The sequence below is a fragment of the Streptomyces sp. NBC_01707 genome (assembly GCF_041438805.1).
Classification (GTDB): Bacteria; Actinomycetota; Actinomycetes; order Streptomycetales; family Streptomycetaceae; genus Streptomyces.
In genome coordinates, this window is record NZ_CP109190.1 from 1,156,648 (window position 1) to 1,168,526 (window position 11,879).

An 11,879-nucleotide genomic window follows, 5' to 3' on the forward strand; every position below is an offset into this window, starting at 1 on the left:
TCGAGGAGAGCACCATGACGAACCCAGCCACCACGAATACCGCCGTGCCCTCCACCTTTGCCGCAGGCGACACGGAGAAGAGTGCCACCAGCGCACCTGAAGCTTCCTCTGCACAAGCCTCCGGGCAGGGCTCCACCACCATCGCCGATGTCGTCGTCCAAAAGATCGCCGGTATCGCTGCCCGCGAGGTGCCCGGCGTACACGAGCTGGGTGGCGGAGCGGCACGGGCGTTCGGCGCAGTCAAGGGGCGTATCCCCGGAGCCTCCGCCAGCGCCGGACAGGGCGTCTCCGTCGAGGTCGGTCAGAAGCAGACGGCCGTGGACCTTCAGATGCTGGTCGAGTACGGAGTGTCCATACCCGAGTTGGCCAAGGACGTCCGCAACAACGTCATCGACTCCGTCGAGCACATGACGGGCCTGGAGGTCGTCGAGGTCAACATCAATGTCAGTGACGTCCACATCCCGGCTGACGACAGTGACGGTGACGACCAGGACACCGGCAGCCGCGTCCAGTAGCCGCTCCCATCCCCCGGCACCGCACACACCGTACGTCGCCTACAGACGGCTGGGGCCCGGCCACGGGTCTGTCCACGTCAGGGTCCATCTGTGCGGCCTCGCACACCGCGACTCGATGTCACATGGCCACTGTGGGGGCAACCTACGGCACCCAAGGAGAATTGACATGACGTCCACTCAGATAGGCCTCCTGACAGGACTCGTCCTCGGCCTCGCCGCTGCGTTCGGCGGTTTCGAAGCCTTCCTCATCGTCCTCGTTCTCGGGACGGTCGGGCTGCTGGTAGGGCGATACCTCGACGGCAAGCTCGACCTCGCCCAGCTCACCGGACGTGACAGGGACGACTTCCATGGACACCGCGATCACCACGTCAGCTGAACGGGACTCCGGCGCGGCGCAGCGAGGCACCACGACGATCTCCGACCGCACCGTGGAACGTATCGCCACCCGGGTGTTGACCGAAGTCGAGAACATCGGCGGAGCGGCCGGCCGGCTGCTGGGCATCGCGGTCCCAGGAGAACACTCCGAAGGCTCGGCCCACGTTGCCGCGAAGGTCAGTGGCGACTCGGCCGCGGCGCTCGATGTCCGCCTGTCCGTCGCCTATCCACAATCCGTCGCTCACACCACCGAAGACGCCCGCGCACGCTTGGTACGCCGCGTCGCGGACCTCACCGGTCTGACCGTGACCCGCGTCGACATCACCGTCACTGCACTGCGCGCTCCCGACTCACCGACCAGGAGAGTCCGATGAAATGCCGGCCCCGCCGCACCATCCCGGCCACGCTCACCGCGCTGGTACTGCTGGCAGCCTGCGTGCTGACCGCCGTCGTCGCCATTCAGCTGATCACCGGTCAGGGCGCGCTCGTCAGCTACCACTCCGTCGCTGACGCCCTGCACAGCACCCGCTGGAGCGACACCACCACCCTCATTGCGGGCGGCGCATTCGCCCTGCTCGGGCTACTCCTCCTGCTCGCGGCCCTCCTGCCGGGGAAACCGACCGTCCTGCCGCTGACCGGTGACCTGGACGCCGGCATCACCAGGCGTAGCCTGCTCCACGCCTTGCAGAACACGGCCTCGAGCGTCGACGGTGTCAGCAGAGCGAGGCTGAAACTGGGCCGCCGAAGGATCGTCGCCCGCATCCGCACCGACCGGACCAACACCGCGGGGCTCGCCGATGCCGTGAGCGCCGCCCTGGATCGGCGCCTCGACCAACTCACCCCGCTCGTCCGGCCGGCCGTGAAGATCCGGCTCCGTGCCACCAGGAACGCACCATGACCAGCCTCAACCGCCCAGCCCGTCTCAACCGCACACTGCTGGCCGCGCTCGGCGTCCTCCTGCTCGCCTCGAGCTCCTTCGCCGTGGCGGCTCACTTCGGCCACCTCACCTTCCTGGACTCGGACGCCACACTCGCTGCCACCACCGCCGAGCCGCCCACCTGGGCACTCTGGATTGCCGCCGCCACGGCCATCGTTCTGGGGCTGCTCATCCTGCGCTGGATGGCCGCACAGTTCACCCGGCGCCCCAGGACTCACACCTGGCGCATCGAGCAGAACCCCGAACAAGGCAGCACCGAACTGGCCGCGAACACTGCCACCGCCCCCTTCCTCGGGGAGGTCACGGCTTACCCCGGCGTGCACCACGCCCACGCCACGCTCGCCGGAACCCGCCAAGACCCCATCCTCGCCATGGTGATCAGCACCGAGCGAGGCGCTGATCTCACCACCATCAACCATCACCTCGACGCGCACGGGCTTCCCCGGCTCCGTCAAGCGCTCGACCTCGACACCCTCCCCTTCACCGTCGAGTACCGCCTCACCACCCACACCGGCGTCCGCGCACGCTGAGGGCTCTCCCGTCGTCCCTGGCGGGCACACGGCGACAGCTACGGCACCTCGCCACGTTGTCGGGACGCCCGAATACGCCCAGTAACATCAGGCCCCTCCGCCTTGCGATGCACCGCATCCGACGCCGCGCGCCGATCCACCAGGGACTACGGGACAGCTCTTAAACGCCTTCGATGATGCGGAAGTCGCGCTCGACGCCGTCGGACAGGGCGAGCAGCGCCTGCTGGTAGGCCTCACTCGCGTGAGCTGCGACGGCCTGTTCGAAGCTGTCGAACTCGATCAGGACGACGCGCTCGGCGACGCCGTCGTCATGGGCGACGACCCGCCCGCTGCGGGCGAGCAGCCGCCCGCCTCCGGCCGCGACGGCCGGACCGGCCAGCTTGTTGTAGGCAGCCAGCTTCTCGGGGTCGGAAATGGTGCGATAGGCGCTGACCCAGTAGCCCTTGGCCATGAGAAACTCCAGTGTTCGGGAAGGTGCACGTCTGACGTTCACTGCGGCAAGCGAGCGCACCCGGCGGAAGATCACCGGGGTGATTCAGGGAACGTACCGCTCAGCGACCCGTCGGAGCCTCGCCGCTGAGCAGGGGTTGCAGAAGCGGGATGTACAGGTCGGCGACTTCGTCGGGGGCGAGCCGGGTGAGCTGGTCGGCTTGGACGGTTGCGTACATCGCCCCGAGGCCGAGCAGCACGCCGATGGCCAGCTCCGCACGCAGCGCGGCGTCCGGCCCATGGAGTCGGGCGGCGAGGGCGTCGATGACCTGCGTGCGGAAGTTGGCCCGGGCCTGTCCGCCGAGTTCCAGGTGGTGACGGGAGAAGGCGATGCGCAGGATCGGGTCGCGGGTCTGGCCGCGCTGGGTGGCGAGCAGGTGCAGGACCATGTGCCGGGCGAGGCCGTCCAAAGGGGCGTCGAACAGGGCGGTGGCGTCGGCGTCGAAGGTGAACACCTGGTCGAACAGGTGCTCCTTGGATCCGTAGTACTTCATCACGAGCGCCGGGCTGACGCCCGCGTCTTCGGCGATGGCGGCGATGGTCGTGTCGGCGTAGGCATGGCGCGCGAACGCACGCCGGGCGGCGGCGAGGATCTCCGCGCGCCGCGCGTCGGCGTCACGCGGTCGTGCCGCCTGGTCCGGTGCCGGACCGGGCCTCGGCGACACCGGTGCCGGTGCCGGCGGGTTCCTGGACGTCGTTCGCGGGCGGCCGCTGCGGGCGGAGGCGGAGCTCGGGCCGGGCATCGTGTTCAGCCTCCTGAAGGGGGGACGGCGCGGGTCGCGGCCGGCGCGGGATGAGGCGGGCGGCCGCACAGGCCAGCAACGCGACCGCCCCCGCCGCGGCGAAGGCCACGCGGTACCCGTCCAGGGTAGGCGCCGCCACGGCCACGCCCGACACGCCGGCGAACACGCGGGTGTGCTGCGCCAGCACGGTGGCGACCACCGCGCTGCACAGGGCCTGCCCGATGGTGCGCATGAGGACGTTGAGGCCGTTCGCCGCGGCGGTCTGCTCCAGCGGCACCGCCCGCATGATCAGCATGGGCAGCGCGGAGTAGGCGAGCGCCGTGCCGACCGACACCACGGCCGCTCCGGCGATGACCGCCCACAACTGCCGACTGTCGGCGAAGCGCAGCCCATACCCGGCCGCGATGACCACCGTGCCCAGGGTCAGCGTGGCCTTGGCCCCACGGGCGGCGGACAGTCGGGCGGACAAGGAAGCGGACAGCACCATGATCACACCACTGGGCAGCAGGCACGCACCCGCCGCCACCACCGAGAGACCCAGACCGTACCCGGTGACGCGGGGCGTCTGGATCAGCTGCGCGGTGACGAGGGAGTTGGCGTAGAAGGCGAACCCGGCCAACAATGCGGCCACGTGCGGCAGCAGAACCGTCGGACGCATCGCGAGCCGCACGTCCACCAGCGGCCGCGACACCCGGCGCTGCTGGACGGTCCAGCCCGCCAGGATCAGCAGCGCCGCCCCCGACAGACCCAGAACCCGCCGACTGCCCCACCCCCACTCACCCGCCTTGGACAACGCCAGCAGCAGAAGCACCAGCCCCGCACTCAGCCCGCACGCCCCGACCAGGTCGAACCGCCCCGGCGACCGAACCGGCTTCTCCCGCAGCACCCACCACGCCAGCGCGAGCACCGCCGTCGAGAGCACCGTCATCGCCCAGAACATCGCATGCCAGTCCGCGAACTGCACCAGCAGCGCGGCCAGTGGCAGACCGAGAGCAGCACCGACCCCCACCGTCGAACTCATCAGCGCAACCGACGAACCCGTCCGATGCGGCGGCAGCACGCCCCGCAGGAAACTGATCGACAGCGGCACCACCGCGGCCCCCACCCCCTGCAGCCCACGCCCCACCAAAAGCCAAGGGAGAGTGGAGGCGAACGAGCACACCAGCGACCCGACGGCGAGCGCACCGAGCGCGACCAACAACATCCGCCGCTTGCCGTACATGTCCCCGGCCCGCCCCAGCAACGGCGTCGCGACCGCCCCGGTCAGCAACGTGAGCGTGACCACCCACCCGACATCGACCGGCGCCGCGCCGGTCAGCCGAGGCAACTGCGGCAGCAGCGGCACGACGGCGGTCTGCACCAGCGTCGTGACGATGCCCCCTGCCGCCAGAACCGCCATGACGCGGCGATCGGCGGACGGGGATGGGGATGGGGATGGGGATGGCGAATCAGTGGGCACCGCGAAACCCCCTTGAAGGTGAATGGCGTTCACCACTGTAGGTGAACGCCATTCACCTCGCAATGCGGTTGCGTGGACGCGGCCTGCCACGACGGCCTTATAGGGGCCTTGGTCGGAGAGGGGGCGCGGTTCGTCGTCCATCCCACGCCGTGATGAGTGCGGGGCTTCGTCTCATCCTCGGGTGCGCCGGACGCACTCCGCGACGATGGCGTGGAGGCTACCGGTCCGCTGCATCAGGTCTCTCTGGACGCACGCGCCGTTTCCCGCACTGAGCAAGGCGCCCAGCCCGTCCTCTGCCGCCTTCAGGTCGCCGCTCTCCTCCAGGGCCCCGCGCACATGTGCCAGCAGTGCGCGAGCCACGGTTTCAGCGGGTTCGGGATGCATGGTGAGAGGGTGGAGTAGTCGGTCGTCCAACCCGGAACGGCTTGCCCGCCAGGCAGCCATGCGCAGGAGAGTCGTAGGGAATTCGGCAGGCGGCTCACCCGCTCGCCATTCACACGCCGCTGTCTCGACCAGACCACGAATCAGGGTGGCCAGCAGCACCGTGACCAGCGGATCGAGACACACGTCCGCGACTCTGACTTCGATGGTGGGGAAGTGGTGGGAGAGGCGCGCATCGAAGTAGATCATTCCGCTGTCGCGCAGCACTTCGGTGTCGAGCAGCGCCTGAATCTGCTCGTGATAGCGCTCCGCGGTGCCGAACACGTCTACCGGGCCTGCCGACGGCCAGCGGCCCCACACCCTGCTCCGATAGCTGCTGTAGCCGCTGTCCTGGCCCTGCCAGAAGGGCGAGTTCGCGCTCAGGGCCAACAGCACCGACAACCAGGGCCGCACGCGGTCCAGCACGGCGACGCCCTCTTCGTCCGACTCCACCGACACGTGGACATGGCATCCGCATGTCAGCTGTTCCTGCGCGGTCAGTCCGAACTGCTGCTCCAACCACTGGTATCGCTCACCGGTTCCGACCGTCGGGCTGACGGGGAGCGGGGACGTGGCCAGCGCAACCACGGCGGCCCCCGCATTGGCCGCATGACCGGCGGCCTCCACCCGCCGGCGGATGATCTCGTCCGCCAGCTCGTCCATGTCGGTCCGAGGCCGGGTGGCGAACTCGACTTGCTGGCGGTGCAGTTCGGACTCGAAAGCACACTCTCCTTCGGCATGTCGGTGCGCCATGGCCAGAACCGCTGTCGACAGTGCCTGTGGTTCACCGCTCTCCGCGTCGACCAGGAGGAGTTCCTCCTCGACACCCACACTCCGCACAGCCGTGCCCCCTCTCCTCGGCTGGCTGACCGATCCCCCGCACGCGGAGTTGGTCATCGCGCCCGCTCGACCGAGCACGTCTGGGGGGCGCGGCACGGACGGCCGTGAACCGTGTGGAGACACCCACCCCGGTCACGCCGTCCTGTCGGACAGCTCCAGTCATCTCAGGATGCCTGCGATTGCGCCTGACGGCAGGTTCACGGGCCGGGCCACGAGCAGGGAGTCATCCTGAGGTCGGGCCCCCGGCAACTGATGACGGGCGGCCACCAGCGCACTGTCGATGTCGCCCGTGCCCGTGGCGACACACAGCGTGTATGCCACATCACCCATCCGCCGCCGGGCATCACGAGCTCCGCTCTCGGCCTCCAGCACCATCAGGGTCTCGTACTGCTCGATCAGGTTCCGCAGTACGGCCGGGTGCGCCATCAACATGAACGGTCCTTACGCTCGACAACTCCGGACGGGCCCCTAGGCCTGACCGGCCGAGTACCCCCGGCTGCGGCGGCCACACTTCCGACTGTGCGACCGCGGCGACGGTACGGAGGAGGACGGGCCATGTCGGACCGCGAAGTGACGACGGCTCACATGCGTCACCTGTGCTCACGGGTTGTGCCCTTGGCCTCTTCCCCTCTCGCCGCATTCGCCGTGCGGGCGACGACACTGCCCTCCCCCGCACTTCAGGTGCTCCCCGACCCGCAGTGGTGGGGGCGGAATCCGCAGTGGTGGGGCGGTGCCCGAGCATGGCCGGCCGCCCCAGGAGACGCCGGCGGCCGGCTCGCTCGGCCCGCCGGCCGCATCTCCGGTCTATGCATACGAGGCGTCGGCCACGATCAGTGAGCCCTCTCCGGCGCCGACCTCCCCCGCTCCCTCGGATGTGCGCACTTCCGACGGGCGGAGCTGCCTGACAAAGCCCTCTCACGCGGCCGAACAATTGTTCGAAAATTGAGTCGCCTCTCGTGCGCCCACTCGGAGCTATGCGATATCGACCCGGTATGCCCACTTTCGTAATGAATGGGAGAATTTTCTGCAAGGGAGCTGCGGAGCGTTTCGCGTACGCAGACCGAATCCCACCCCCACAGGCAGGCAGGCCCACTCATGGCCAACCATCCGAAGCCATCCCCGCCGCCACACGGCGAAGGTCCGAGCCGGCACAAAGGAACCCAGCAGCACGGCTGGGCGTCGGACGTGGACGAGACCCGCCAGCAGGACAACCCGAGCGCGCATCGCTCCTTCCACCTCGAGGAGCACGCACCCGGCCCGGGACCCGGCAGGAAGATCTCCAAAGAGGAAAGCCAGGACGTCGCCGGGGACACCGCGAAAAGCACCGGCCGCAGAGGCGAAGAGCGCGCCAAGGGCTCCGAAGAGGGCATGCACGACACGGGTCGCAGAGGCCGTTCACAGCGCCCCAGCGGCAGCAAGGACGCCTCGGCAACCACCGGGGTGGATCCTCAGGATCCTCCGGACAAGAAGTCCAGGCAGGGCTGAGCGCACTCGGTCGGATCATGCCGGGCTCGCGGTCGGAATCGGTGCTGTGAGCCTGCCGCCGACGGCCGGGCAGCCGAAGGAACTCGACGTCGATGCCCATGCGTGGGAGGAATCATGGCCGTACGGCACCAGCTCATCCTCCGTAAGCCAGGTGTGGTGTGGTCCCTCCTCGAGGACGAAACGCGCTACGGCGACTGGGTCGTCGGCACGCACAAAACCGGCCCGGGGGAAGGCCGATGGCCCGAGCTCGGATCTTCGATCCACTACACGGTGCGTCTCGGCCCCAAGGAGTTCGAGGGCCACACCACCGTCCGTCGCATCGATCGGCCGGGTGTGCTCGAACTCGAGGCGGACAACGGTCCGCTCGGCACCGCACGAATCGCGTTCGACATCCGGTCCTGGGGCGACAACACGCTCGTGATTGTCGACGAACACCCGTTGCGCGGGCCGGGAGGGATGTTCCACAACGCCGCGCTCGACGCCGTCCTGCAGATCCGGCACCGCACCATGCTCGGGCGGCTCGCCCGGGTCGTCGAGGACATGCCGCCCGACGCCGACCACCCGTGACGGACAGCCGACCGACCGCAGGACGGTACGGAACAACTGTCCGTCCGGGACGGCTCCGAACCGGTCGAAGAGCCCGCGTGTCGTCCGCTCTTCGGGCCGTTCGGGGCCTCGGCCGCGTGTCGGCGGATGCCCGGTGAACCCGCATCTTGAGGGTTCAGCCGTCGAACCGGGGTGACGTGACGGTGAACAGTCCACCGTCCGGATCACGCAGCGTGACCCAGCGGTCGGTCTCGGATTGCTCCACGGGAGAGACGCTGCTTCCTCCGAGGACGGTGGCCGTCCGACTCGCGGCCTCGATGTCGGACACCCGGAAATGGACGTGCCAGCGCGGTCGCACCTGCGGGTCGGGAGCGGCCTCCATGGCCCCGCCGCTGAGCCGTGCCACCGTGTCCTCGCCGTGACGGAGTACGACGTGATCGTCTTCGTAGGCGACTTGGCAGCAGCCCGGCCGCTCGCAGCCCCAGTCGAGGACCTCGCCGTAGAAGATGGCGGCATCGAAGGCATCTCTGGTACGCAGTTCGAGCCAAGCGGGGGCCCCTTTGCGACCCACCCCCCAGTCCGGGATGACCTCTCCCTCCCAGATCCCGAAGACTGCGCCATCGCGGTCCGCGGCCAGTGCCGCCCGGCCGGTGCCGAACGACAGGGGGCCGACGGCCAGAGTGGCGCAGCGTTCGCGGATCCGTGCTGTGGTCACGTCGGCGTCGTCGACGGCGAAATAAGGTGTCCACGCCACGGCCACAGCAAGATCCCGTGCGAGTGCGCCAATGCCGGCGACCGGAATCCCCTCGTGAAGACCGACGGAGAAGGCGTCCCCGAGCCGAGCGGGGCGGAACGTCCAGTCGAGGACAGAACCGTAGAACTGCTGGGCCGCTTCGAGATCACGGGTCATGAGGCTGACCCAGCACGGAGCGCCGAACATCGCGTGGCTTGAAGTTGACATGCCTGCCATCTCCTCCGCCGTGACGTACCACCGGCATGTCCCACAGTAACGCCGGGGAGGTCGAGCCACTGGCGCTCGGCGCCGTACCGGCCGGGACACGAGGGCTTGGCCCTACCGTCAGTCCCCCGGCGTGCCGCGCCGGTGTGCGTGTTGAAGAGCTCCGGGGGTACGCGTGTGGAACGGTGAGCTGCCTTCAGCTCACGCCATACAAGCGAAGGGATCGCTCTTATGGGTCACGGCGGAAATGTGATCGCGGAACTCACCACCGACCACCGCGAGGTCGACGAATTGTTCGAGAAGATCGAGGCACAGCCGGTCGGCGACAAGCGGCGCCGGAAGCTGGCCGATGAACTGACCATTGAACTGGTACGTCATTCCGTCGCCGAGGAGATGCACCTGTACCCGGCGGTGCGCAAGCACGTTGACGGCGGGGACTGGATCGCGGACAAGGAGATCGCGGATCACGCAGAGGCGGAACAGCATCTGAAGGACCTGGAGGGCCTTGCTGCGGACGACCCGCAGTTCGACCACTTGGTGGCGAAGCTGAGGCTCGAGGTGAGCGAGCACATCCGCGACGAAGAGGAGCGGCTGTTCCCTCTCCTCGTCGCGGCCTGCACCCCCGAAGCTCTGAACGAACTGGGCGACAAGGTCCGCACAGCGAAGAGGACGGCCCCCACCCGCCCGCATCCCGCCGCCCCGGACACCCCGCCCGGCAACAGGCTGGTGGGCCCCGGCGTCGGCCTGGTGGACCGGGCACGCGACCTACTGACCGGACGCGGCAAGAGCTGAACACCCTCAACAGACCGTGACGAACCGGTTCTGATCGCGGCCGGCATGCCCCACCCGTCCCCGCGAAGGTGGGTGCCGTGCCATGCCGTGCGCGGGTGAATCCATCGCGCGGCAGCACGAGAGCAAATAGGCTGTTCTGTGCCGAGAGCCGGTTTGCAGGAGACCTCGCCCGGCCAGGTACCACCTGATTCGGAGCCGCCACGGACCGAACTCGGGTGGGTTTCCTTCTGGAGGTTTCTGTCATGTCCGATTGGCGATCGCGTGCCGCCCGAGCAGGTAAGTGGCCGCTGAGCCCGGGCGGACACGGGCCGGACCCGGCCCCCGAGCATTCGATGGATCCTCGGGCCGAGCAGGAAGAGCCCCCAGCGTCTCTGGCCCGCAGCGTGGTGGACGCGGCCATCTACCGTGACGGGCGGCGGATCGCGACGCCCTCGACGCTGGAGGAGATCTACGAGCGGCTTCCGGGGGAGCCGGGCACCATGGCGTGGATCGGGCTGTACCGGCCCTCTCCAGCGCAGCTGTGGGAGGCGGCCGGGCAGTTCGGGCTGCACGAGCTGGCCGTCGAGGACGCCATCGTGGCCCACCAGCGGCCGAAACTGGAGCGCTACGGGGACACCCTTTTCGTCGTGCTGCGCTCGGCCCGATACATGGACGAGGCCGAGGAGGTGGACTTCGGGGAACTCCATCTGTTCGTCGGTCCCGGATTCGTGCTGACCGTACGGCACAGCCAGGCACCCGACCTGGCCATCGTCCGCAAGCGACTGGAGGGCGACCCCGAGCTGCTGGCGCTGGGCCCCGAGGCCGTTCTGTACGCGATCCTGGACGCGGTGGTCGACGGTTACGCCCCCGTGGTGGCGGGCCTCCAGCACGACATCGACGAGATCGAGACCGAGGTGTTCGGCGGCGACCCGAAGGTCTCCCGCCGCATCTACGAACTCTCGCGCGAAGTCGTCGAGTTCCAGCGGGCCACCCGGCCGCTCCTGACCATCATGCGCGGGCTCGAGGCCGGTTTCGAGAAGTACGGCACGGACGAGGAGCTTCAGCGTTACCTGCGTGACGTCGCCGACCACGACACCACCGTGGTCGAGCGCGTGGACGGCTTCCGCGAGATGCTCGGCGACATCCTCACCGTCAACGCCACTCTGGTCACTCAGGCCCAGAACGAGGAGATGAAGCAACTGGCCGAGGCCGGCCACGCACAGAACGACGAGATCAAGAAGATCTCGTCGTGGGCGGCGATCCTGTTCGCACCCACGTTGGTGGGGACCATCTACGGGATGAACTTCGACAACATGCCGGAGTTGCACTGGGCGACCGGGTACCCGTTCGCGCTCGTGCTGATGGCGGTGGTGTGCACGAGCTTGTACGTGATCTTCAAGAAGCGGGACTGGCTGTAGACGGCGGGCGAGCGCCACTGGTCACATTCGCTACAGCAAACGTCACCGAGGGGTCAATCCGCGGCTCTGGGGAGAATGCGCGTGCCAGGGAGCGAGCCGTGCCTCTCCCACCTGCTGCTCCCCTCGTTCCGCGTGCTTCAGCTTGAGTCGGACAGCCCCCGTTGACCGTCACCGAGAGTGCCGGCGAACACAGCACGACCGCGCGCACCGGGTGGACACGTCGCCGGGGTGACCGGCCGCACGGCAAGGCCCAGAGCACCCACAGGAACGGCACGTCCTCGCAGCAGTGCGCAGCATGTCACCCGAGCGGTGGGAGGCGAGGACGAAGTCGGCAGTGGCCGACCGGCGGCGACCGTGATGTGAAAAATCGCTGTCCGATCGCCGGAGCACGGT

Annotated in this window: 15 protein-coding genes; 9 read left to right on the plus strand and 6 right to left on the minus strand. The window is 68.7% G+C overall.

Translation table 11 applies throughout. From position 1 onward, the window contains the following. Positions 1-14: 14 nt before the first annotated feature. The 5 genes from OG963_RS05405 (at position 15) to OG963_RS05425 (ending at position 2,357) form a co-directional block, all read left to right on the plus strand. Positions 15-515 (plus strand): Asp23/Gls24 family envelope stress response protein, encoded by a 501-nt coding sequence (locus tag OG963_RS05405; RefSeq protein WP_093770834.1) that lies wholly within the window; start codon positions 15-17, stop codon positions 513-515. Between the two features lie 166 nt (positions 516-681). Next, positions 682-891, plus strand: a complete 210-nt coding sequence (locus tag OG963_RS05410) for a hypothetical protein (protein WP_093770832.1) — start codon at positions 682-684, stop codon at positions 889-891. Further along, a complete protein-coding gene (locus tag OG963_RS05415; protein ID WP_093770830.1) occupies positions 863-1,264 on the plus strand; it encodes an Asp23/Gls24 family envelope stress response protein in 402 nt (133 codons plus the stop codon). Before OG963_RS05410 ends, OG963_RS05415 begins: the two co-directional genes overlap by 29 nt. Then, on the plus strand, positions 1,261-1,788 hold the full coding sequence (locus OG963_RS05420) for a DUF6286 domain-containing protein (protein ID WP_093770828.1): 528 nt from the start codon (positions 1,261-1,263) through the stop codon (positions 1,786-1,788). Before OG963_RS05415 ends, OG963_RS05420 begins: the two co-directional genes overlap by 4 nt. Further along, positions 1,785-2,357: an alkaline shock response membrane anchor protein AmaP gene (locus tag OG963_RS05425; protein WP_093770826.1), complete on the plus strand. Its 573-nt coding sequence runs from the start codon at positions 1,785-1,787 to the stop codon at positions 2,355-2,357. The genes OG963_RS05420 and OG963_RS05425 overlap by 4 nt, the downstream gene beginning before the upstream one ends. A gap of 160 nt (positions 2,358-2,517) precedes the next feature. Here the strand turns inward: OG963_RS05425 and OG963_RS05430 are convergent, their stop codons facing one another. The 5 genes from OG963_RS05430 to OG963_RS05450 all read right to left on the minus strand — a co-directional run bounded on the left by OG963_RS05430 (position 2,518) and on the right by OG963_RS05450 (position 6,740). Continuing rightward, a complete protein-coding gene (locus tag OG963_RS05430) occupies positions 2,518-2,808 on the minus strand; it encodes a DUF1330 domain-containing protein (protein ID WP_093770824.1) in 291 nt (96 codons plus the stop codon). Positions 2,809-2,908: 100 nt separating this feature from the next. Beyond that, entirely contained in the window at positions 2,909-3,511 is a 603-nt protein-coding gene (locus OG963_RS05435; protein WP_176901969.1) for a TetR family transcriptional regulator, read from the minus strand. Beyond that, a complete protein-coding gene (locus tag OG963_RS05440) occupies positions 3,462-4,988 on the minus strand; it encodes an MFS transporter (RefSeq protein WP_093929036.1) in 1,527 nt (508 codons plus the stop codon). Before OG963_RS05440 ends, OG963_RS05435 begins: the two co-directional genes overlap by 50 nt. 231 nt (positions 4,989-5,219) lie before the next feature. After that, positions 5,220-6,365, minus strand: coding sequence for a glutamate--cysteine ligase (locus OG963_RS05445; RefSeq protein WP_093770818.1), 1,146 nt, complete (start codon positions 6,363-6,365; stop codon positions 5,220-5,222). Positions 6,366-6,467: 102 nt separating this feature from the next. Next, complete coding sequence (locus OG963_RS05450; RefSeq protein ID WP_093770816.1) at positions 6,468-6,740, minus strand: DUF5133 domain-containing protein; 273 nt, start codon at positions 6,738-6,740, stop codon at positions 6,468-6,470. Positions 6,741-7,403: 663 nt separating this feature from the next. Here OG963_RS05450 and OG963_RS05455 point away from each other — a divergent pair. Both OG963_RS05455 and OG963_RS05460 read left to right on the plus strand, forming a co-directional pair. Further along, the gene (locus OG963_RS05455) at positions 7,404-7,793 is read left to right on the plus strand and encodes a hypothetical protein (protein ID WP_371798574.1); all 390 of its coding nucleotides are present in this window, start codon (positions 7,404-7,406) and stop codon (positions 7,791-7,793) included. Positions 7,794-7,907: 114 nt separating this feature from the next. Beyond that, on the plus strand, positions 7,908-8,360 hold the full coding sequence (locus tag OG963_RS05460; RefSeq protein WP_093770812.1) for an SRPBCC family protein: 453 nt from the start codon (positions 7,908-7,910) through the stop codon (positions 8,358-8,360). 154 nt (positions 8,361-8,514) lie between these two features. Here the strand turns inward: OG963_RS05460 and OG963_RS05465 are convergent, their stop codons facing one another. Further along, the gene (locus OG963_RS05465; RefSeq protein ID WP_256223263.1) at positions 8,515-9,300 is read right to left on the minus strand and encodes a VOC family protein; all 786 of its coding nucleotides are present in this window, start codon (positions 9,298-9,300) and stop codon (positions 8,515-8,517) included. Positions 9,301-9,528: 228 nt separating this feature from the next. Here OG963_RS05465 and OG963_RS05470 point away from each other — a divergent pair, with 228 nt between their 5' ends. Continuing rightward, positions 9,529-10,089, plus strand: a complete 561-nt coding sequence (locus OG963_RS05470; protein WP_093770810.1) for a hemerythrin domain-containing protein — start codon at positions 9,529-9,531, stop codon at positions 10,087-10,089. Positions 10,090-10,331: 242 nt separating this feature from the next. Then, positions 10,332-11,486: a magnesium and cobalt transport protein CorA gene (locus OG963_RS05475; RefSeq protein ID WP_093770808.1), complete on the plus strand. Its 1,155-nt coding sequence runs from the start codon at positions 10,332-10,334 to the stop codon at positions 11,484-11,486. Positions 11,487-11,879: the final 393 nt, after the last annotated feature.

Coding starts and splice junctions, on each gene's coding strand:
- OG963_RS05405 (WP_093770834.1), top strand. CDS start 15: ATGACGAACCCAGCCACCACGAATACCGCCGTGCCCTCCACCTTTGCC.
- OG963_RS05410 (WP_093770832.1), top strand. CDS start 682: ATGACGTCCACTCAGATAGGCCTCCTGACAGGACTCGTCCTCGGCCTC.
- OG963_RS05415 (WP_093770830.1), top strand. CDS start 863: ATGGACACCGCGATCACCACGTCAGCTGAACGGGACTCCGGCGCGGCG.
- OG963_RS05420 (WP_093770828.1), top strand. CDS start 1,261: ATGAAATGCCGGCCCCGCCGCACCATCCCGGCCACGCTCACCGCGCTG.
- OG963_RS05425 (WP_093770826.1), top strand. CDS start 1,785: ATGACCAGCCTCAACCGCCCAGCCCGTCTCAACCGCACACTGCTGGCC.
- OG963_RS05430 (WP_093770824.1), bottom strand. CDS start 2,808: ATGGCCAAGGGCTACTGGGTCAGCGCCTATCGCACCATTTCCGACCCC.
- OG963_RS05440 (WP_093929036.1), bottom strand. CDS start 4,988: ATGGCGGTTCTGGCGGCAGGGGGCATCGTCACGACGCTGGTGCAGACC.
- OG963_RS05445 (WP_093770818.1), bottom strand. CDS start 6,365: ATGACCAACTCCGCGTGCGGGGGATCGGTCAGCCAGCCGAGGAGAGGG.
- OG963_RS05450 (WP_093770816.1), bottom strand. CDS start 6,740: ATGTTGATGGCGCACCCGGCCGTACTGCGGAACCTGATCGAGCAGTAC.
- OG963_RS05455 (WP_371798574.1), top strand. CDS start 7,404: ATGGCCAACCATCCGAAGCCATCCCCGCCGCCACACGGCGAAGGTCCG.
- OG963_RS05460 (WP_093770812.1), top strand. CDS start 7,908: ATGGCCGTACGGCACCAGCTCATCCTCCGTAAGCCAGGTGTGGTGTGG.
- OG963_RS05465 (WP_256223263.1), bottom strand. CDS start 9,300: ATGTCAACTTCAAGCCACGCGATGTTCGGCGCTCCGTGCTGGGTCAGC.
- OG963_RS05470 (WP_093770810.1), top strand. CDS start 9,529: ATGGGTCACGGCGGAAATGTGATCGCGGAACTCACCACCGACCACCGC.
- OG963_RS05475 (WP_093770808.1), top strand. CDS start 10,332: ATGTCCGATTGGCGATCGCGTGCCGCCCGAGCAGGTAAGTGGCCGCTG.